At 67.7% G+C, this 18,383-nt stretch carries 18 protein-coding genes and 1 riboswitch; of the genes, 11 read left to right on the forward strand and 7 right to left on the reverse strand.

Features of this window, described 5'->3' with window-relative positions:
* Positions 1 to 2: 2 nt before the first annotated feature.
* The 3 genes from ASE50_RS01700 to ASE50_RS01710 are packed head-to-tail and all read right to left on the reverse strand — an operon-like array spanning position 3 to position 3,222.
* The gene (locus tag ASE50_RS01700; protein WP_056394754.1) at positions 3 to 1,667 is read right to left on the reverse strand and encodes a type II and III secretion system protein family protein; all 1,665 of its coding nucleotides are present in this window, start codon (positions 1,665 to 1,667) and stop codon (positions 3 to 5) included.
* Entirely contained in the window at positions 1,667 to 2,704 is a 1,038-nt protein-coding gene (cpaB, locus tag ASE50_RS01705; RefSeq protein WP_056394757.1) for a Flp pilus assembly protein CpaB, read from the reverse strand. Before cpaB ends, ASE50_RS01700 begins: the two co-directional genes overlap by 1 nt.
* Positions 2,705 to 2,748: 44 nt before the next feature.
* The gene (locus ASE50_RS01710) at positions 2,749 to 3,222 is read right to left on the reverse strand and encodes a prepilin peptidase (RefSeq protein ID WP_056394760.1); all 474 of its coding nucleotides are present in this window, start codon (positions 3,220 to 3,222) and stop codon (positions 2,749 to 2,751) included.
* Positions 3,223 to 3,268: 46 nt separating this feature from the next.
* On the opposite strand from ASE50_RS01710, the gene ASE50_RS01715 reads away from it, so the two are divergent.
* The 4 genes from ASE50_RS01715 to ASE50_RS18925 all read left to right on the forward strand — a co-directional run bounded on the left by ASE50_RS01715 (position 3,269) and on the right by ASE50_RS18925 (position 7,186).
* Positions 3,269 to 4,228, forward strand: coding sequence for an alpha/beta fold hydrolase (locus ASE50_RS01715; protein ID WP_056394761.1), 960 nt, complete (start codon positions 3,269 to 3,271; stop codon positions 4,226 to 4,228).
* Positions 4,225 to 5,316: an NAD(P)/FAD-dependent oxidoreductase gene (locus ASE50_RS01720; protein WP_056394763.1), complete on the forward strand. Its 1,092-nt coding sequence runs from the start codon at positions 4,225 to 4,227 to the stop codon at positions 5,314 to 5,316. The genes ASE50_RS01715 and ASE50_RS01720 overlap by 4 nt, the downstream gene beginning before the upstream one ends.
* A 77-nt stretch (positions 5,317 to 5,393) precedes the next feature.
* Positions 5,394 to 6,971 (forward strand): aldehyde dehydrogenase (NADP(+)), encoded by a 1,578-nt coding sequence (locus ASE50_RS01725; protein WP_056394765.1) that lies wholly within the window; start codon positions 5,394 to 5,396, stop codon positions 6,969 to 6,971.
* 71 nt (positions 6,972 to 7,042) lie between these two features.
* A complete protein-coding gene (locus ASE50_RS18925; RefSeq protein WP_162233638.1) occupies positions 7,043 to 7,186 on the forward strand; it encodes a hypothetical protein in 144 nt (47 codons plus the stop codon).
* Between the two features lie 632 nt (positions 7,187 to 7,818).
* On the opposite strand, the gene ASE50_RS01730 is transcribed toward ASE50_RS18925, so the two are convergent.
* The 4 genes from ASE50_RS01730 to ispH are packed head-to-tail and all read right to left on the reverse strand — an operon-like array spanning position 7,819 to position 10,836.
* The gene (locus ASE50_RS01730) at positions 7,819 to 8,484 is read right to left on the reverse strand and encodes a hypothetical protein (protein WP_056394766.1); all 666 of its coding nucleotides are present in this window, start codon (positions 8,482 to 8,484) and stop codon (positions 7,819 to 7,821) included.
* Positions 8,481 to 8,933: a ribonuclease HI gene (rnhA, locus tag ASE50_RS01735; protein ID WP_056394770.1), complete on the reverse strand. Its 453-nt coding sequence runs from the start codon at positions 8,931 to 8,933 to the stop codon at positions 8,481 to 8,483. Before rnhA ends, ASE50_RS01730 begins: the two co-directional genes overlap by 4 nt.
* Positions 8,930 to 9,883, reverse strand: a complete 954-nt coding sequence (thrB, locus tag ASE50_RS01740) for a homoserine kinase (protein ID WP_056394771.1) — start codon at positions 9,881 to 9,883, stop codon at positions 8,930 to 8,932. Before thrB ends, rnhA begins: the two co-directional genes overlap by 4 nt.
* Positions 9,883 to 10,836, reverse strand: a complete 954-nt coding sequence (gene ispH / locus ASE50_RS01745; protein ID WP_056394773.1) for a 4-hydroxy-3-methylbut-2-enyl diphosphate reductase — start codon at positions 10,834 to 10,836, stop codon at positions 9,883 to 9,885. Before ispH ends, thrB begins: the two co-directional genes overlap by 1 nt.
* A gap of 240 nt (positions 10,837 to 11,076) precedes the next feature.
* Here ispH and ASE50_RS01750 point away from each other — a divergent pair, with 240 nt between their 5' ends.
* The 7 genes from ASE50_RS01750 to ASE50_RS01780 all read left to right on the forward strand — a co-directional run bounded on the left by ASE50_RS01750 (position 11,077) and on the right by ASE50_RS01780 (position 18,382).
* Positions 11,077 to 11,727, forward strand: a complete 651-nt coding sequence (locus ASE50_RS01750; RefSeq protein ID WP_056394775.1) for a hypothetical protein — start codon at positions 11,077 to 11,079, stop codon at positions 11,725 to 11,727.
* Positions 11,728 to 11,974: 247 nt separating this feature from the next.
* Positions 11,975 to 12,063, forward strand: a riboswitch (glycine riboswitch).
* A 172-nt stretch (positions 12,064 to 12,235) separates the two neighbouring features.
* Positions 12,236 to 13,462, forward strand: a complete 1,227-nt coding sequence (gene gcvT, locus ASE50_RS01755; RefSeq protein WP_082438762.1) for a glycine cleavage system aminomethyltransferase GcvT — start codon at positions 12,236 to 12,238, stop codon at positions 13,460 to 13,462.
* 14 nt (positions 13,463 to 13,476) lie between these two features.
* Positions 13,477 to 13,848 (forward strand): glycine cleavage system protein GcvH, encoded by a 372-nt coding sequence (gcvH, locus tag ASE50_RS01760; protein ID WP_056394777.1) that lies wholly within the window; start codon positions 13,477 to 13,479, stop codon positions 13,846 to 13,848.
* 157 nt (positions 13,849 to 14,005) lie between these two features.
* Positions 14,006 to 15,364 (forward strand): aminomethyl-transferring glycine dehydrogenase subunit GcvPA, encoded by a 1,359-nt coding sequence (gcvPA, locus tag ASE50_RS01765; protein ID WP_056394779.1) that lies wholly within the window; start codon positions 14,006 to 14,008, stop codon positions 15,362 to 15,364.
* Positions 15,361 to 16,935 (forward strand): aminomethyl-transferring glycine dehydrogenase subunit GcvPB, encoded by a 1,575-nt coding sequence (gene gcvPB, locus ASE50_RS01770; protein ID WP_056394781.1) that lies wholly within the window; start codon positions 15,361 to 15,363, stop codon positions 16,933 to 16,935. Before gcvPA ends, gcvPB begins: the two co-directional genes overlap by 4 nt.
* Before the next feature lie 48 nt (positions 16,936 to 16,983).
* Positions 16,984 to 17,487 (forward strand): CcdC protein domain-containing protein, encoded by a 504-nt coding sequence (locus tag ASE50_RS01775; RefSeq protein WP_056394783.1) that lies wholly within the window; start codon positions 16,984 to 16,986, stop codon positions 17,485 to 17,487.
* Positions 17,488 to 17,530: 43 nt separating this feature from the next.
* The gene (locus tag ASE50_RS01780) at positions 17,531 to 18,382 is read left to right on the forward strand and encodes a formate/nitrite transporter family protein (protein WP_082438720.1); all 852 of its coding nucleotides are present in this window, start codon (positions 17,531 to 17,533) and stop codon (positions 18,380 to 18,382) included.
* Position 18,383: the final 1 nt, after the last annotated feature.

The following is an 18,383-nucleotide window of genomic DNA, read 5'->3' on the forward strand; positions in this document are numbered from 1 at the left end:
CCTCACTGAATGCTGAAGCCGGGGGCGATCGGCCCGGCCTTGCGGTCGCCCTTGCGCGGGGCGGGCGGGACGGGGTCGGCGGTGTCGGTGGCGGGGTCGACCGGCACCGGCGCGGTCAGGCCGATAGACGGTCGGGCCGGACCCTGCGGCGCCATGGTCGGCACCGGGCGCGGATCGGGGCGGCGCTGCCCCTGCAACTGGCCCATCAGCACGCGTTCGACATCGCCGGGACTGGAATAGGCGTCGGTCGGCAGCGCGATGCGCGACTGGCTGTCGACCGGCTTCACCAGATAGGGGGTGATGACGATGACCAGTTCGGTTTCGTTGCGGGTGAAGCCGTTCGAGCGGAACAGCGAGCCGAGGATCGGCAGGTCGCCGAGGCCGGGAGCCTTGTCGATCGAATTGTCGTGGCTGTTCGACAGCAGACCGCCGATCATCATGCTCTGCCCCGATCCCAGTTCGACCGTGGTTTCGGCCCGGCGGGTGGTGAGCGCGGGGATGGTGGTCCCGTCGATCTGGACCGCGCCCGCCGCCGACAATTGCGATACTTCGGGCCGGACGCGCAGCGAGATACGCCCGTCGGCCAGCACGGTCGGGGTGTAGGCGAGGCTGACGCCATATTGCTTGTACTGCACCGACACCGCGCCGAGGCCCTGGCTGACCGGGATCGGGATCTCGCCGCCCGCAAGGAACGATCCCGTCTCTCCCGACAGGGCGGTCAGGTTGGGATTGGCGAGCGTCGTCACCTGACCGATGCGTTCGCCCAGATCGAGCGCGCCGAGCAGTTCGAGACCGAGCAGCCGGCCGGCAAGGTTGAGCGTCGTTCCGGTCACGCTTTTGGCCGGGGCGGTGAACACGGTGTCGCCGATCCGGGCGCGGTTGGCGTCGATGACCTGCGAGGATCCGGGAATGCCGGGCACGGTGGTGATCGTACCCTGCCGCCCCTGTGCGATCCCGAACAGGAAGCCACCCGAACGGTCGCGCGACGTCAGGTTGACGCCGATATTCTTGACGAAGTTGCGGCTGACCTCCGCAATGCGGACCTGCAGATTGACCTGTAGCGGCGTCGCCAGCTTCAGCCGGTTGATGACCGCGACCTTCAGCACCGCATTCGGATCGGACGTCGCAACGCCGGGGTTGAGCAGTGACACGACCAGCCGTTCGGCCTGCGCACTGTCGGCGGGCGAGGCGATGGTGCCGTTCAGCACCGCGAGCTGGCCGACGGTCGTCACGCGGATATCGGCCTCCGGCATCGCCGCCTTCAGCATCCGGTCGAGTGAGGTCAGGTTCTGCCCCACCCGGACATTGGCCGAATAGATCACCGCGCCGCTGGCGTTGGTGGCGAACACCGTCGCTTCGCCATCGGCCTTGCCGAACAGATGGATCTGGCGCGGATTGCCGACATAGACGTCGGCCGCGCCGGGATTGGACACCCACACGTCGACGACATTGGAGGGCAGGGTGATGAGTTCGCCCTGACCGATCGACAACTGGACGTCGTTGGTCGGCCGCTGGACGCCGGCGGCGGGCGTGCCGATGCGGGCGGCACGGACGGCGGGTGCCGTGGGTGCCGGCGCGGCGGCGGCCACGGGCAGCACCGGCCCGGCGACCAGCGCGATCGACAGCGTCGCCGCCAACGACCGATGGAGCAGATGGAGTGGGCGCATCACTTGTTTCCCCCGACCGATACGTCGGTCACATCGTTGCCGCGGGTGATCCGAACCACCGGACCGCGCGGCGCGGCAGGGGCCCCGGGCGCGGGACCTGCCGCGACGGTCATCGTGCCGCCCGCGCCGTCGGCCGTGTCGGTGCCCTTGCCGGGGACCGAGCTGCGCTGGAACCGCGACACGTCGGCACCGGTCGAAAAGGTCGACGGGCCATCGAGCGGGCGGCTGGCGATGCGGTCGAGCGCCGCCTTTTCCGCCTTCGCATCGCCATTTGCCGGCAGCTGCACGTCGCCGCTGGCGATCGCTTCCTCGAGTTCGGACTTGTTGTCGGCGATCGAGCGCAGCGACAGCGACAGTGTGCCGACGGTCTGCGCGACGGCGATCTTTTCGGCGATGCGCGGCGTCGCCTCGACGGTGACGGTCGAATAGGTCGACACGACGGTGCGGCCCTGATCGTCGCTGTTCTTGTCGGTGCGCTGGTCGGTCGCCAGCACGCGCAGGTTGCGCAGGAACGTCTCGGACGCCTTGAGCGGTGGCCCGTCGCCACCGCCGGCCACGGTCTGGGTCAGCACCAGATCGACGCGGTCGCCGGGAAACACGAAGCCCGCGACCGCGCTCTGGGCCGACACCGGCACCGTTACCGCGCGCATCCCCGGGCCGAGTGCGGCCGCGAGGAAGCCACGGTCGCCCGGCTTGACCAGCGACCCTTGCGTGATCGGCTGTCCGGCGGGGATCGCAAAGCGGACGACGGTGCCGACCAGATTGCGCGCATCGGGCGAGGATTCGAGGAAATAGGCGTTTTCGACCAGTTCCTTGGGCCATGGCTGAAACCGGAGGGCGGCGGCGTCGATGATCGTACCGATCGCCAGCGCCCTGGTCGCGACCAGCACACGGGGACCGTCGATCGGCGCTTCGGCAGGCGTGCTGGCCGCGGCGACCGGGGCCGATGCCCCGACCATCAGGCTGCGCGCCATCAACGCCGTCATCGCGGCGATGACCAGCGCACCGGCCAGCAGGAACAATTTGCGTGAGTCCATGACCTCATTGGCCTTTCAGTTCGTCTGGCCGGTTCGATTCGTGGTCAAATATGACCGGAATGGGTTAAGATCGGGTTCGCGATTGCCAGCATCCCGGCCACCGCGATGGCGATGCCATAGGGGATTTCGGGCACGTCCTTCCCCCGGCGACGCCACCGATCGGCAAGGAACAGGATGGTCAACGCCCCGCCGAGCAGCGACATGACCAGCAGCATCGACAGCACCGCCCCCGGCGGCAGCCACAGCGCCAGCGCCCCGATCAGCTTCACGTCGCCGCCGCCCATCTGTCCGGCGGCATAGGCGGCGACGAACAGCGCGAAGACGCCGGTCGCCACACCCGCCTGCCACGCCATGTCGATGCCCGACAGGTCGTTGGCCAGCCACCACAGCGGTGCCAGCAGCGCGATCGCCGCATTCTTCCAGTTGGCGATTTCACGGGTGCGGGCATCCTCGATCCCCGCGGCCATGAGCAGCAGGACGAGCGCGAGCGCCAGCCACGGAACGAGATTTCCCCACATGTCGTTAACACTAGACGTGAGGGGTTTCTAAACCGTAACCGAACCCATGGCCGCCCACGCCCTGTACCGTCGCGCGATTCCCGCCGCAGCCGCCATCACGCCATGGCATGCCCCCGATGGCTGGGCGCATCGCCGGTTCGACTGGGCCGCCGCCGCCAATGTCCGTCCGCGCGGGAGCCTGTTGTTCCAGACCGGGCGCGGCGACGTGTTCGAGAAATATCTCGAAGCCTTTGCCCATTGGCATGTCCGCGGGTGGAGCATCACCGCGTTCGACTGGCGCGGGCAGGGCGGATCGGGGCGCTGCACCCCGGCGGGCGATTGCGGCGATATCGACCGGTTCGAAACCTATCTCGACGACCTCACCGCTTTCTGGAGCCAGTGGCAGGCGGCGGGGCCACGCGCGATCATCGGCCATTCGATGGGCGGGCATCTGGCGCTGCGCGCGGTGGTCGAACGGCGGATCGATCCGGCCGCGTGCGTGCTGGTCGCGCCGATGCTGGGCCTGCGCGCGCCGATCGGGCCGCGATTCGGCGAGCGGATGGCGCGGGTGCTGGGCGCGATGGGCAGCCCGCTCCGGCCCGCATGGAAGGGCAACGAGCGCCCGCATACGGTGCGCCCGCGCGAGTCGATGCTGACCCATGACCCGGCGCGCTATGCCGACGAATTGTGGTGGCACAGCGCCAACCCCTTGCATCATACCGGGCCGCCGAGCTGGCGCTGGGTGATCGATGCCTTTCGCTCGACGCGCGAGCTGCGTGCCGATCCGCGACTGGCGGAGACGCGGGTGCCGGTGCAGATGCTGGTCGCCGATACCGACGCGCTGGTCGATCCGCGCGCCGCGATCGAGGTCGCGGGGCGGTTGCCCGATGTCGAGCTGCTGCGGTTCGGAGCGGAGTCGGCGCATGAAATCCTGCGCGAGGCCGACCCGGTGCGTGGCAAAGCGATTACGGCAATCGACACCTTCCTCGACGCCCGCGCCCCCGCGCCACACCGGGCGCACGCATGACGCGGCGGCGGGTCGCAATCATCGGCGCGGGGATGGCGGGGGCCAGCCTTGCCGCCGAGTTGGCCCCGCAGGACGATGTGGTGCTGTGCGAGGCCGAATCGCAGCCGGGCTATCACGCGACGGGACGGTCGGCGGCGTTCTGGTCGGAAACCTATGGCGGGCCGCTGGTCCAGCCGCTGACGACCGCATCGGGGCCGCTGCTGCACGCGCCGCCCGCCGGGTTCGCCGATCACGGCTTCTTGCGGACGCGCGGCGAATTGCTGCTGGCGCGCGATCCGGCGGTGCTCGACGCGCTGGCGCAGGACTTTGCAAGCAGCGGCGTGCCGATCGAGCGACGCGATCCGCACCGCGTCGTCGCGGGGTTGCGCGGCGAGTGGCATGCGTTGTGGTCGCCGGGTTGCGCCGATATCGATGTCGGCGCGCTGCATGCCGCCTATCTGGCCAGGGCGCGGCGCGGCGGCGTGGACGTCCGGTGCGATGCGCGGCTGACCGGGGCGCGGCGGGTCGGTTACGGCTGGGAATTGCAGACGGCGGCGGGGACGATCGTCGCCGATATCGTCGTCAACGCCGCCGGCGCATGGGCGGACGGGGTCGCCGCCTTGCTGGGGGCGGCACCGCTCGGCATCCGGCCCTATCGCCGGACGGTGGTACAGGTGCGGATCGATCCGCCCGCGTCGCCCGACCTGCCGCTGGTGATCGACACGGCGGGCGGATTCTATTTCAAGCCCGAACCGGGCGGGCGGCTATGGCTGTCGCCGCATGACGAGACGCCCGACCGGCCGCACGACGTCGCGCCCGAGGAGATCGACGTCGCGCTGGCGATCGACCGGTTCGAGGCGGCGGTCGACTGGCGGGTCGAAGCGGTCGAGCGGCGTTGGGCGGGCCTGCGCAGCTTTGCGCCCGACCGGTTGCCGGTCTATGGGCTCGACGCGCGAGTGCCGGGATTGTTCTGGTGCGCGGGACAGGGCGGCTTCGGAATCCAGACCGCGCCCGCCGCCGCACGGATGTGCGCGGCGCTGCTCGGACAGGGCGATGTGCCGGAAGGGGTCGACCCGACACTTTATTCGCCGCATAGATTGTCGGAGTAATTACCCGAGTCGGCCATTTACGTTAGCGCTATCAGTTCCTATCTGGGCGGCAACGCGACCATCACAAGAGGATGCACATGACGATCACCGGCGAACTGTTCCTGGGATCCAAGCGGGTTGCCCGCGACGATCTGTTCCAGGCCTATGACCCCGCGACCGGCGCGCTGTTCGGCGAAGGTTTTTCGAAGGGCACCAAGGAAGACGCGGAAGAAGCGTGTGCCCGTGCGGCGCAGGCGTTCCCGATCTATGCGGCGCTGCCGATCGAACAGCGCGCCGGCTTCCTCGACGCGATTGCCGACGAGATCGAGGCGCTGGGCGACGAGCTGATCGAACGCGGCAGCCGGGAAACCGGCCTGCCGACCGCACGTCTGACCGGCGAGCGCGGCCGCACCTGCGGTCAGCTACGCCTGTTCGCAAAGGAAGTGCGCGACGGCGCGTGGCAGCAGCTGCGCATCGATCATGCCGATGCCGCGCGCGCGCCGGTGCCCAAGCCCGACCTGCGGCTGCGCACCATTCCGGTCGGCCCGGTGGTGGTGTTCGGCGCGTCGAACTTCCCGCTCGCCTTCTCGACCGCCGGTGGCGACACCGCGTCGGCGCTGGCCGCCGGTTGCCCGGTGATCGTGAAGGCGCATCAGGCGCATCCCGGCACCGCTGAACTGGTCGCGCTGGCGATCGTCCGTGCGGCGGAAAAGACCGGCATGCCTGATGGCGTGTTCTCGATGGTATCGGGGTCGGGTCAGGTCATCGGCACCGCGCTGGTCGCCGATCCGCGCGTGCAGGCGGTCGGCTTCACCGGTTCGCGCAGCGGCGGTACCGCGCTGATGAAGGTCGCGCAGGAACGCCCGCAGCCGATCCCGGTCTATGCCGAGATGTCGTCGATCAATCCGGTCGTGCTGATGCCCGAAGCGCTCAAGAATCGCGGCGAGGCATTGGCCAAGGGCTATGTCGGGTCGCTGAGCATGGGCGCGGGCCAGTTCTGCACCAATCCGGGTCTGGTGCTCGGCATCGACGGGCCGGAACTCGACGCGTTCCTCGACACGGCGGGCGACGCGCTGCTCGGTACGCCGGCGCAGGTGATGCTGAGCGACGGCATCCACAAGGCGTTTGAAGAAGGCCGCGCCAAGCTGGCGTCGAGCCCGGCGGTGACGCTGGTCGGCGAAGGGCAGGCACCGGAAGGCCCGACCCGCGGCCGCGCGGCGATCTTCGCCGTGTCGGGCAAGGACTTCATCGCCGATCCGGCGCATGCCCATGAAGTGTTCGGCATGTCGTCGATGGTCGTGAAGTGCACCGATGCCGACGAACTGGTCGAGGTGTTGTCGAAGCTGGAAGGGCAGCTGACCGCGACCCTGCAGATCGACGAGGGTGATTACGAGGACGCGCGCAAGCTGATCCCGGTACTGGAACGCACCGTCGGCCGCATCCTGTGCAATGGTTGGCCGACCGGCGTCGAAGTGGGCCATGCGATGGTCCATGGCGGGCCGTTCCCGGCGACCTCGGACGGGCGCACGACCTCGGTCGGCACGCTGGCGATCCACCGCTTCCTGCGGCCGGTGTCGTATCAGGACTTCCCGGAAGCACTGCTGCCCGACGCCCTCCGCGAGGGCAACCAGCAGGGTGCGCTGACGCGGATCGACGGGGCGTGGACGGTCGGCTGATCGTTTCCTGACTGGAAAGAACGGGGCGGCGGGTCGTTGATCCGCCGCCCCTTTTCGTTTTGGATAGCGTGATGGACGACGATACGATCATCGATACCCCCGAAGGCCCGAAGCGTTGGGGGGACTGGAAGAAGAAGAACCCGGTGCAGTTGCCGTCGCGGCGGACCAAGGGGAAGGACCTGCCGAACAAGGTGAAGATGCGGACGGATGAATAGGGCTGTCCGTTTGTCCTGAGTAACCATTGAGCTTGTCGAAATGGCGTATTGATGGACGGTTGAGGTTCGGGGCGGTGCTTCGACACGGCCTTTGACTTCACCCAGTCCCTACTCAGCACGAATGCTGGGGGGAATGGCTCTTCTTTTCCCATTCCGTTCGGTTCGAGCAGCTTCGAGCTTGTCGAGAAGCGCCCGTCGAGAACGGGTCGTTTGGGGCAGGCAGGTTCTCGACAGGCTCGAACTGACTGGAGGAAAGGGCGGTTGATCGCCCTCCGCTGGTGCTCTCGCGGAGCCCCGTTCTCGACAAGCTCGAACCAAACGGGGGGAGGGGGCGTCGAAATGGGAGACGGGCTTCAACCAAACGGGAGGATGAGTTTAACCGAGTGGGAAGGGCATTCCGATCAAGCAGGAATGGAGGCTCCCAGGACCGATCGAAATTCAGCAGTAACCGCGGAATTTCGTCATTCCCGCGCAGGCGGGAAGTCATATCCGCTGACGGTTTGGCTGGATTCGCGACGCTAGCGTGTATGGACTCCCGCCTGCGCGGGAGTGACGATAGGGGATCCAACGCTATCCCTGCGTCCAGCGAACTGAATGTCGATCCCGCTTAGCAAACGGCGAAGGAAAACTCCCTACCGCCGCCCGGCCAGCCAGATTACATGTCGCGCACCCTTTGTCCCCCGCGCCCGCACCACCTGCTCATCCACAGCATAGCCGCTATCGCGCAGCCGCTTGGTGAACGCGGGATCGGCATAGGCCGACCAGATCGCCAGTACGCCGCCAGCGTGCAGCGCGCGCTTGGTGACCTGCAGCCCGCGCGTCGAATAGAGCTTGTCGTTGCCGGCATGGGTCAACCCGTCCGGCCCGTTGTCGACGTCGAGCAGGATCGCGTCCCAGCCGCCGTCCTCGATCGCCCACGCCACGTCGCCCACCGCGATCCGCACGCGCGGATCGTCGAGGCAGCCGTCGAAGATGTGCGCCAGCGGTCCGCGCGCCCAGTCGACGATCTTGGGCACCAGTTCGGCGACGACCACCTCGGCATCGGCAGGCAGAATTTTCAGCGCACGGCGCAGGGTGAAGCCCATGCCGAGGCCGCCGATCAGCACCCGTGCGCCCTTGCGTGCCGTCAGGTGGGCGCAGCCGAGATCGGCCAGCGCCTCTTCCGACGCCGACATGCGGCTGCTCATCAATTCGTTGCGGTCGAGGACGATCATGAAGTCGTCGCCGCGCTGGACGAGGCGCAATTCGACATTGTCGCCGGGCACGTGGGCGGTATCGATCAGGACGCGTGGGATCATTGGTTCAGGGCTGCATCGCTGGCGAGCCGGTCGGCGCGCTCGTTATCGGGGTGGCCGGCATGGCCCTTCACCCACACCCATTCGATGCGGTGCGGTTTGGCGGCGGCGAGCAGTTGCTGCCACAGTTCGGCGTTCTTGACCGGTTGCCGCGCGGCGGTCTTCCACCCGTTTTTCTGCCAGCCTTTGATCCATTTGGTCAGGCCGTCCATCACATAGCGGCTGTCGGTCGACAGGATCACGCGGCAGGGACGTTTGAGCGCGTTCAGCCCCTCGATCGCGGCCATCAATTCCATGCGGTTGTTGGTCGTCTCGCGCTCGCCGCCGGACAATTCCCGCTCGCGGCCATCGGCGGCGCGCAGCACCGCGCCCCAGCCGCCACGGCCGGGATTACCCTTGCACGCACCATCGGTCGCGATCTCGACGCGGGGGAGTTCGGGCGTCTCGGTCATGCGAAGGCGGCCGGGTTCGCGTCGTACCAGTCGAGCCGGCGCAGATAGGCGAGGGGGTCCTTGCGCGTCACCAGCGCGTCGGCCGGCGTGTTGATCCAGTCCCACGCACGGGTCAGCAGGAAGCGGATGCAGGCCCCCTTCGCCAACAGCGGCAGCGCGGCGACCTCGGCCTCGGTGAGCGACGCCTGTGTCCGATAGCCGGCCAGCAGCGCCCGGCCGATCGCGGGGTCGAGCGGGGTACCCTTGGCATCGAAGCTCCATGCCGAATGGGTGATCGCGACGTCATAGGCGACGATGTCGGTGCAGGCGAAATAGAAGTCGATCAGCCCGGTGACGCGGTCGCCGAGCATCAGGACGTTGTCGGGGAACAGATCGGCATGGATCGCGCCTTTCGGCAGGTCGGCGGGCCACGAAGCAACGACCGCGTCGAGCGCGCTGCCGACCCGCGCGCGCAGGCCGGGCCGGATCGAATCGAGCTGGGGGGCGCAGTCGGCGAACAGCGTCGGCCATGCGCCGACACCCATCGAATTGGCGCGCCTAGGTGCGAAGCCGGACAGGCCGCGGTGGAGCGCGCCGAGCGCCGCGCCGGCGGCATGCGCCTGTTCGGGGGTCGGATGGCTGACCGACACGCCCGACAGGAATTCGATCAGACAGGCGGGGCGACCCTCCAGCGTCTGGATCACGCGTCCGGCGCGATCGGGCAGCGCGCGCGGCACCGGATTGCCGGCATCGGCAAGCGCATCGGTCATCGCGAAGAAGAAGGGCAGGTCGGCCAGATCGACCCGTTTCTCATACAGCGTCAGGATGAAACGGCCGGTGGTGGTGTCGACCAGATAGTTGCTGTTCTCGACCCCTTCGGCGATGCCCTTGGCCGAAATCAGTTCGCCATGGTCATAGCCGACCAAGAAGCGCGCGAGCACTTCTGCCGACACCTGCGTATAGACGGCCATCAGGCGGCTTCGAGGCCGCGCGGCAGTTTGAACGCGATCGTCTCGCGGGTCATTTCGACCTCGGACTCGGTGACATCGTAGCGGGTGGCGATGCGGTCGACCAGTTCGCGGACCAGCACTTCGGGTGCCGACGCACCGGCGGTGATGCCGAGCGTACCGACCCCCTCCAGCCAGGCGAAGTCGAGTTCGGCGGCGCGCTGGATCAGGCGGGCACGGGTGCCCTCGCGCTCGGCGACCTCGACCAGCCGCACCGAGTTCGAGGAATTGGGCGCGCCGATGACGAGCATCATGTCGCAGCTTTGCGCGATCGCCTTCACCGCATTCTGCCGGTTCGACGTGGCATAGCAGATGTCGTCGGCCTTGGGCGCGACGATGCTCGGGAAGCGGGCGATCGTCGCCTCGACGATGGCGCGGGTGTCGTCGACCGACAGCGTCGTCTGCGTCAGGAAGGCGAGGTTGTCGGGGTCGACCGGCTGGAGCGCGGCGACGTCCTCGACGGTTTCGATCAGCGTCATCTGCCCTTCGGGCACCTGGCCGAAGGTGCCGATGACCTCGGGGTGGCCGGCATGGCCGACGAACAGGATGTGGCGGCCGCTGGCGACCAGCCGTTCGGCCTGGCGGTGGACCTTCGACACCAGCGGGCAGGTCGCGTCGAGATATTCGAGGCCGCGCTGGCTGGCCGCCGCCGGGACCGATTTGGGCACGCCATGCGCCGAGAACACGACCGGCACGCCGTCGGGCACCTGATCCAGTTCCTCGACGAACACTGCGCCCTTGGCCCTGAGCGAGTCGACCACGAACTTGTTGTGGACGATTTCGTGCCGGACATAGACCGGCGCGCCGTGTTTCTGGATCGCCAGCTCGACGATCTGGATGGCGCGGTCGACGCCGGCGCAGAAGCCGCGAGGGGCCGCGATCAGCAATTCGATGACGGGGCGTTGGGTGTCGGTCATGGTGCCAGCGCTTACAGCTTGTTTGGGGACACGCCAAGCCGTGCCCGGCGGTGCTGGCCCGCTCCCCCTCCCCGCCACCCACGTGAGTATCCTGAATGGGTGGCGGGGAGGGGGAGCGGGCCGGCACCGCCTGACCCGAAAGCGACTCGATTGCTTGCACGCGCGAAAGGCGGTTCCTATGAAGCGTGGCTATCAGGAGGCGCGGCATCGCCGCACCCGTGCATAAGGTATCGTGTTCCCGTGACCCTCCGCAAAACTGCCGCCATCGCCACCATTGCCGTCCTGGCGCTGAGCGGATGCAAGCGTACTGGCGAACTCGACGTGACGCAGGGCGTCGGCATTTCGGCGGTGCGGTCGGCCTGTCCGGTGGCGGGCGTGCCGGCCGGGACCGGCGACATCACGCTGTTCGACCCGCCCGCGAGCCGCGAGGCGAAGGCGATCGACGTCGTCGCGACGCTCACGAACCTGCGTGCCAATTGCGCCGAGGGTACCGACACGATCAACAGCACGCTGACGTTCGACGTGCAGGCCCGCCGCAACAATACGCAGGGCACACGGACGGTGACGCTCCCCTATTTCGTGTCGGTGGTGCGCGGCGGCACGCAGGTCGTGTCGAAGCGGCTGGGGCAGGTGACGCTGAACTTCGCGGACGGCGCGGCACGCGCGCAGGCACAGGGGCAGGGGACCGCGATCGTCGACCGCGCCGCCGCGACGCTGCCGCAGGAAACCCGCAACCAGATCAATCGCCGTCGCAAGCCCGGGGATCAGGACGCGGCGACCGATCCGCTGTCCGATCCGGCGGTGCGGCAGGCGGTGCTGGCCGCGACCTTCGAGGCGCTGGTCGGCTTCCAGCTGACCGACGAGCAGCTGAAGTATAACGTCACGCGGTAAGGCCGGCGCGCACGGGCAGCCGCTTCGTCTTCGTCGTTCCCGCGCAGGCGGGAACCCATACACGCTGACGTTGCGGCAAGGGACGCTGCCGTTGCGGCAATGGATTCCCGCCTTCGCGGGAATGACGAGAGGGTGAGGTCGGCCTGCGCCGGGATGACGAGTGCCGGTAGCGCACCGTCCCCGCTTTCCCGATTGACTAATCCCGGCCCTCAAGCCAGAGCTTGCGCCATCGACAGGCTTACAGCCGACGCCATGCGCGGGAGAGTGCGGAGTGATCCGCCGCCGAAGGAGCAACCGCCCCGGAATCTCTCAGGCAACAGGGACCGCGCTTGTGGCAAGATACTCTGGAAAGCGTCGCGGCCGAACCGGTCGGACCACCGAAGGGGTAAGCATGGGCCAAGCCCCACGCGAAAGCTCTCAGGTTCCGTGACAGAGGGGGCGACGAACGATGCGGCACCCCTGGTGCCGTCCGGCGTCGTTGAACCGATTCACGAAGGACCTGGCGCATATGAGCGATACCGCCCCGAACAGCGAACCCGCCCACGAACTGCGCGCCGATGGCAGCGATCCCGTCGAGGAACTGCCGCCGCAGACCCTGCCGCTCGACGCGTGGCATCGCGCGAAGGGTGGGCGGATGGTCCCGTTCGCGGGCTATACGATGCCCGTCCAGTATGAAGGCATCATGGCCGAGCATCTGTGGACCCGCGAGAGCGCCGGCCTGTTCGACGTCAGCCATATGGGCCAGTTGCTGATCCACGGACCGGACGCGACCGCGGCGCTGGAAGCGTTGCTGCCGGGCGACCTGAAGATCCTGAAGCCCGCCAGGATGCGCTATTCGCTGCTGCTCGACGAGCAGGGCGGCATCCTCGACGACCTCATGGTCACGCGGATCGATGCCGCCGGGCTGGAAGTGCCGTTCCCGTTCAAGGCGGACGACGATGACGTCGCGGACGCCGACGAGGACGCCTTCTATATGGTCGTCAACGGCGCGACCAAATATGACGATATCGGCCATCTGCGCGAGCATCTCGCCGATGCGATCACGCTCAACCATCTCGACGACCGCGCGCTGCTGGCGTTGCAGGGGCCGAAGGCGGTCGATGCGCTCGAACGCATTCTGCCGGGCGTCGCCGCGCTGACGTTCATGACCGCGGGCGGGTTCGACTGGAACGGCCATGCCCTTTGGGTCAGCCGGTCGGGCTATACCGGCGAGGACGGGTTCGAGATTTCGCTGCCCGAGGATGCCGCCACCGCCTTTGCCGACGCGATCTGCGCGGAACCCGAGGTCAAGCCGATTGGTCTGGGCGCGCGCGACTCGCTGCGCCTCGAAGCCGGTCTGCCGCTCTATGGCCATGACCTCAGCCCCGACACCACGCCGGTCGCCGCCGATCTCGGCTTCGCGCTGTCGAAGCGTCGGCGCGAGGAAGGCGGCTTTCCCGGTGCCGAACGCATCCTCGCGGAACGCGCGGCGGGTCCGGAGATCAAGCGGATCGGCCTGATCATCGAGGGTCGCCAGCCGGTGCGCGAAGGTGCCGAGGTGATCGACGGCGATGGCAATGCCGTCGGCCACGTCACCTCCGGCGGGTTCGCGCCGAGCATTTCCGCGCCGATCGCCATGGCCTATTGCCCGCCGGCGCTGGCCGAGGCCGGAACCGTGATGCTGCGCCAGCGCGGCAAGGTGCATGCGGCACGCGTCGTGCCGATGCCGTTCGTCCCCCATCGTTACGTCCGCTAAAGGGAGCTTGCCGGATGAGCCGTTATTTCACGCAGGAACATGAATGGATCGAGGTCGACGGTGAAGTCGCGACCGTCGGTATCACCGAATATGCCGCCGGCCAGCTGGGCGACATTGTGTTCGTCGATGTTCCCGAAGAGGGAAAGCAACTGACCAAGGGTGACGACGCCGCCGTCGTCGAATCGGTCAAGGCCGCGTCGGACGTCTACACCCCGGCATCGGGCACCGTGCTGGAAGGCAACACGGCGCTCGCCGACAATCCCGCGCTGGTCAACGAAGACCCCGAAGGCGAGGGCTGGTTCTTCAAGCTGACCCTGCGCGACGACAGCGAGCTGGGTGAGTTGATGGACGAGGACAAATACGCGGCCTACGTCGCGCGGCTGTAGGCCAACCGATCTGTCCCCGGTCTGCGTCATCCCGGCGCAGGCCGGGATCCATGGTCACGGGCCGGCGCGTTCCGAGTCGATGACGCCCGTATCCGTGGATTCCGGCTTTCGCCGGAATGACGAATGAGGCCGCCCCGGCGGACCAACAAGGACCATCATGCGCTATCTTCCCCTGACCCCGACCGATCGCGCCGAGATGCTGGCCGTCATCGGTGCCGACAGCATCGACGACCTGTTCGTCGACGTCCCCGAATCCGCACGGTTGGGCGCGCCAGTGCCCGGCCTGCCCAACCATGCCAGCGAACTCGCGGTCGAACGGCATCTGTCGGCATTGGCGGCGAAGAATGTCGCGGCGGGATCGGTGCCGTTCTTCCTCGGCTGCGGTGCCTATCGCCACCATGTGCCGGCCAGCGTGGATCATCTGATCCAGCGTGGCGAGTATCTGACCGCCTATACGCCCTATCAGCCGGAAATCGCGCAGGGCACGTTGCAGATGCTCTTCGAATTCCAGAGCCAGGTCGCGCGGCTGCTCGGCTGCGATGTCGCCAATGCGTCGATGTACGACGGGTCGACCGCCTGCTGGGAAGCGGTGACGATGGCCAGGCGTGTGACGCGCAGGGCGAAGGCAGTGTTTTCGGGCGGGGTGCATCCGCATTACGTTTCGGTCGCGAAGACCATGGCGAAATTCACCGGCGACGTGCTCGACACGACTTCGCCATGGTTGGTCGCGCAGACCGATGACGATCGGCTGATCGAGAAGATCGACGCCGATACGTCGTGCGTCGTGGTACAGTATCCTGACATCCTCGGCCGCATCCCCGACCTGCAACGCATCGCCGATGCCGCCCATGCGGTGAAGGCGCTGTTGATCGCGGTCGTGACCGAGCCGGTCGCGCTGGGCGCGATCGAGGCACCGGGCAATCTGGGTGCCGACATCGTCGTCGGCGAGGGCCAGTCGCTGGGCGTCGGCCTGCAATTCGGTGGCCCCTATGTCGGCTTGTTCGCGTGTTCGGAAAAGCTGGTGCGGCAGATGCCGGGCCGGCTGTGCGGCGAGACGGTCGATGCCGAGGGCAAGCGCGGCTTCGTGCTGACGCTGTCGACCCGCGAACAGCATATCCGCCGCGAAAAGGCGACGTCGAACATCTGCACCAACTCGGGGCTATGCGCGCTCGCCTTCTCGATCCACCTGACGCTGCTCGGCGAAAAAGGGCTGCGGCAACTGGCCGAGGTCAACCATGCCAGGGCGTGTGCGGCGGCCGAGCGGTTGACGCAGATACCGGGCGTCGAGCTGGTCAACGACACGTTCTTCAACGAATTCACGCTGAAGCTGCCGACCGAAGCGCGGCCGGTGGTGCGTGAACTCGCCGATCGCGGCGTGCTGGCGGGCGTGTCGCTTGGTCGGCTCTATCCGGGTGAAGGGAGCCTCGCGAACGGACTGGTCGTGGCGGTGACCGAAACGGTGACGGTTGAAGATATCGAAGCGCTCGCGAGCGCATTGAGCGAGGTATTGGCATGAGCGTGAACCAGAGCGGCTGGCGTCCGGCCATGGGCGAGGCAACGGGCGGTGCCCAGGCGACCTTCACCGGCAACCGTGCACTGATGCTCGAAGAGGCGCTGATCTTCGAAATCGGGTCGGCCGAGACGACCGGCGTCGATTTCGACGAAGCGCCGAAGGTCGCGTCGCGGCTGGGCGGCCATGCCCGCAAGAGCGCGATCGGCCTGCCCGGCCTGTCGGAGCCGGAAACGGTGCGCCACTATACCCGCCTGTCGCGGCAGAATTATGCGATCGACCTCGGCCTGTTTCCGCTCGGGTCGTGCACGATGAAGCATAATCCGCGCCTGAACGAACGCATGGCGCGGCTGCCCGGCTTCGCCGATCTCCACCCGCTGGGGCCGATCGACACGGTGCAGGGCGCGCTGGAGGTGATCCATCAGCTGGCGCACTGGCTGGTGACGCTGACCAACATGGATTCGGTCGCGATGAGCCCGAAGGCCGGCGCGCATGGCGAGCTGTGCGGCATCCTCGCGATCAAGGCGGCGCTGGAGAAGCGCGGCGAGGGGCATCGCAAAATCATCCTCGTCCCCGAAAGCGCGCATGGCACCAACCCCGCCACCGCCGCCTTTGCCGGTTTCACGGTCAAGGACATTCCGGCGACCGCCGATGGCCGCGTCGATACGCAGGCGCTGAAGGACCGGCTGGGGCCGGACGTCGCCGGGGTGATGATTACCAACCCGAACACCTGCGGGCTGTTCGAGCGTGACCTGAAGGAAATTTCCGACGCGGTCCATGCGGCGGGCGGGTACGTATATTGCGACGGTGCGAACTTCAACGCGATCGTCGGCCGGGTGCGTCCGGGCGATCTCGGTGTCGACGCGATGCACATCAACCTGCACAAGACCTTTTCGACGCCGCATGGCGGCGGCGGTCCGGGGTCGGGTCCGGTGGTATTCTCGAAGGCGCTGACCCCGTTCGCGCCGCTGCCCTTCGTCGAGAAGCAGGACGACCGCTTCGTCCTGGTCGAGGAAGAGACCGCCGGCGAGCATCACGCCGACAGCTTCGGCCGGATGGTCGCCTTCCATGGCCAGATGGGCATGTTCACCCGTGCGCTGTCGTACATCCTGAGCCACGGCGCGGATGGGTTGAAGCAGGTGTCGGAAGACGCGGTGCTCAACGCCAACTATGTGCTCCGCAGTCTCGACGACACGCTCGACGCGCCGTTCGGCAAGAGCGGGCCGTGCATGCACGAGGCGCTGTTCAGCGACGCGAACCTTGCCGATGGCTTCTCGACGCTCGACGTGGCGAAGGGGCTGATCGACGAGGGGTATCACCCGATGACGGTGTATTTCCCGCTGGTCGTCCACGGCGCGATGCTGGTCGAGCCGACCGAGACCGAAAGCAAGGCTGCGCTCGACCAGTTCATCGGCGCGCTGAAGTCGGTCGGCGAACGCGCCAAGGCGGGCGATGCGGCGCTCAAGTCCGCGCCGCACTTCGCGCCGCGGCGTCGCCTCGACGAAACGCTGGCGGCGCGCAAGCCGGTGCTGGCGTGGAAGGAAAGCGTTGCGCCGGTCGCGGAGGCAGCGGAATAGTCTGTTCCGTCCCGCCCGGTGGCCGGGCGGGACGGGGGAGATACCGAAATGGACTGGTGGCCGAAACTGATCCCGATCGCGGTCGCGGCGTTGATCCTGTCGCTGCGCTGGTGGCGGGGGCGGGGTCTGCGCCGGCTGCGGTTCGAGACATTGTGGGTGGTCCCGGTCATCGTCACCGTCGTCGCGGTCGCGTTGTTCGGATCGATGCCGCCGACCGGCTGGGGCTGGGCGGTCTGCGCGATCTCCGCGGTCGCCGGACTAACGCTCGGCTGGCAGCGCGGCCGGTTGATGCATATCGAAATCGACCCGGAAACCCACCGGCTCAGCCACCGGCAATCGCCCGCCGCATTCCTGTTCCTGTTCGGCCTGCTGGCGGCGCGCACGGTGCTCAAGGAGGTCATGGCCGAGGGCGGGGCGAGCGCGCTGCACACGAGCGCGACCACGCTGACCGACGCGTTCATGGCGCTGGGCTGGGGCCTGATCGTCGCGCACCGCGCGGAGATGTTCGTTCGCGCCCGCGCGCTGCTGGCGGCGGCACGACCCCGCGTCTGACGCCGGCGGAACCGGCCGGTCCACCGACGGTTGCCTTTTGCCTATGGCCGACCCGCAATCATCCCCGCCCGAAATTGCCGATGAAGAACAGAAAGTCGCCCTGAACCCCAAACAGGAAGAGGTCGTCGACGACCGGCGTGCCGCATCTGCGTTGATCGTCCACGAGGTCGTGCGGCGGCAGGGGATCGAGGAACTGGAACGTCCGGCCGCGTCGCTGATGTGGTCGGGGATCACCGCGGGCATCGCCATCGGCCTGTCACTGCTGGGGAAGGCGGTGATGGATACCGCGGTGCCGGACGGACCATGGACGCCGTTGTTGCAGGCGCTCGGCTATTCGCTGGGGTTCGTCGTCGTCATTCTCGGGCGGATGCAGTTGTTTACCGAGAGTACGCTGTCGGCGGTGTTGCCGCTGGCGACCGAGCCGACGGGGCGCAACCTGCTGCGAACCCTGCGGTTATGGGCGATCGTGCTGGCGGCGAACCTGGTCGGGACCTTCGCCTTTGCCGGCTTTGCGATGCTGGGCGGGCTGGGCGTCGAGCAGGCGGGCGAACTGGTCCGGGTCAGCGGCGCGATCTTCCACCATCGCGGCCTTGCCGGGTTTCTGGCCGGCATTCCGTCTGGCATCCTGCTGGCGAGCGTGGTGTGGACGCTGCCGAGCGCGGAAGGGCAGAAGATAACGCTGATCGTGCTGCTGACCGGACTGATCGACCTTGGCGGGTTCGCCCATATCGTCGCGGGTTCGGCGGAAATGTGGGTGCTGGTCCTGCATGGCGACATGGGCGCGATGCAGGCGCTGACATTCTTCGTCCCCGTCCTGTTCGGCAATATCGTCGGCGGCAGCATCCTGTTCGCGCTGCTCGCCCATGCGCAGGTTCGCGATGAGATCGAGGACTGAA

The organism is Sphingomonas sp. Leaf5 (assembly GCF_001421155.1).
Taxonomy (GTDB): domain Bacteria; phylum Pseudomonadota; class Alphaproteobacteria; order Sphingomonadales; family Sphingomonadaceae; genus Sphingomonas.

What these genes read in the sequence shown, in the direction of transcription:
- ASE50_RS01715 (WP_056394761.1), top strand. Translation starts at nt 3,269, where the DNA reads ATGGCCGCCCACGCCCTGTACCGTCGCGCGATTCCCGCCGCAGCCGCC.
- thrB (WP_056394771.1), bottom strand. Translation starts at nt 9,883, where the DNA reads ATGGCCGTCTATACGCAGGTGTCGGCAGAAGTGCTCGCGCGCTTCTTG.
- rnhA (WP_056394770.1), bottom strand. Translation starts at nt 8,933, where the DNA reads ATGACCGAGACGCCCGAACTCCCCCGCGTCGAGATCGCGACCGATGGT.
- ASE50_RS01725 (WP_056394765.1), top strand. Translation starts at nt 5,394, where the DNA reads ATGACGATCACCGGCGAACTGTTCCTGGGATCCAAGCGGGTTGCCCGC.
- ispH (WP_056394773.1), bottom strand. Translation starts at nt 10,836, where the DNA reads ATGACCGACACCCAACGCCCCGTCATCGAATTGCTGATCGCGGCCCCT.
- ASE50_RS18925 (WP_162233638.1), top strand. Translation starts at nt 7,043, where the DNA reads ATGGACGACGATACGATCATCGATACCCCCGAAGGCCCGAAGCGTTGG.
- cpaB (WP_056394757.1), bottom strand. Translation starts at nt 2,704, where the DNA reads ATGGACTCACGCAAATTGTTCCTGCTGGCCGGTGCGCTGGTCATCGCC.
- ASE50_RS01730 (WP_056394766.1), bottom strand. Translation starts at nt 8,484, where the DNA reads ATGATCCCACGCGTCCTGATCGATACCGCCCACGTGCCCGGCGACAAT.
- gcvT (WP_082438762.1), top strand. Translation starts at nt 12,236, where the DNA reads ATGAGCGATACCGCCCCGAACAGCGAACCCGCCCACGAACTGCGCGCC.
- ASE50_RS01700 (WP_056394754.1), bottom strand. Translation starts at nt 1,667, where the DNA reads ATGCGCCCACTCCATCTGCTCCATCGGTCGTTGGCGGCGACGCTGTCG.
- ASE50_RS01710 (WP_056394760.1), bottom strand. Translation starts at nt 3,222, where the DNA reads ATGTGGGGAAATCTCGTTCCGTGGCTGGCGCTCGCGCTCGTCCTGCTG.
- ASE50_RS01720 (WP_056394763.1), top strand. Translation starts at nt 4,225, where the DNA reads ATGACGCGGCGGCGGGTCGCAATCATCGGCGCGGGGATGGCGGGGGCC.
- ASE50_RS01775 (WP_056394783.1), top strand. Translation starts at nt 16,984, where the DNA reads ATGGACTGGTGGCCGAAACTGATCCCGATCGCGGTCGCGGCGTTGATC.
- gcvPB (WP_056394781.1), top strand. Translation starts at nt 15,361, where the DNA reads ATGAGCGTGAACCAGAGCGGCTGGCGTCCGGCCATGGGCGAGGCAACG.
- ASE50_RS01780 (WP_082438720.1), top strand. Translation starts at nt 17,531, where the DNA reads ATGGCCGACCCGCAATCATCCCCGCCCGAAATTGCCGATGAAGAACAG.
- gcvPA (WP_056394779.1), top strand. Translation starts at nt 14,006, where the DNA reads ATGCGCTATCTTCCCCTGACCCCGACCGATCGCGCCGAGATGCTGGCC.
- gcvH (WP_056394777.1), top strand. Translation starts at nt 13,477, where the DNA reads ATGAGCCGTTATTTCACGCAGGAACATGAATGGATCGAGGTCGACGGT.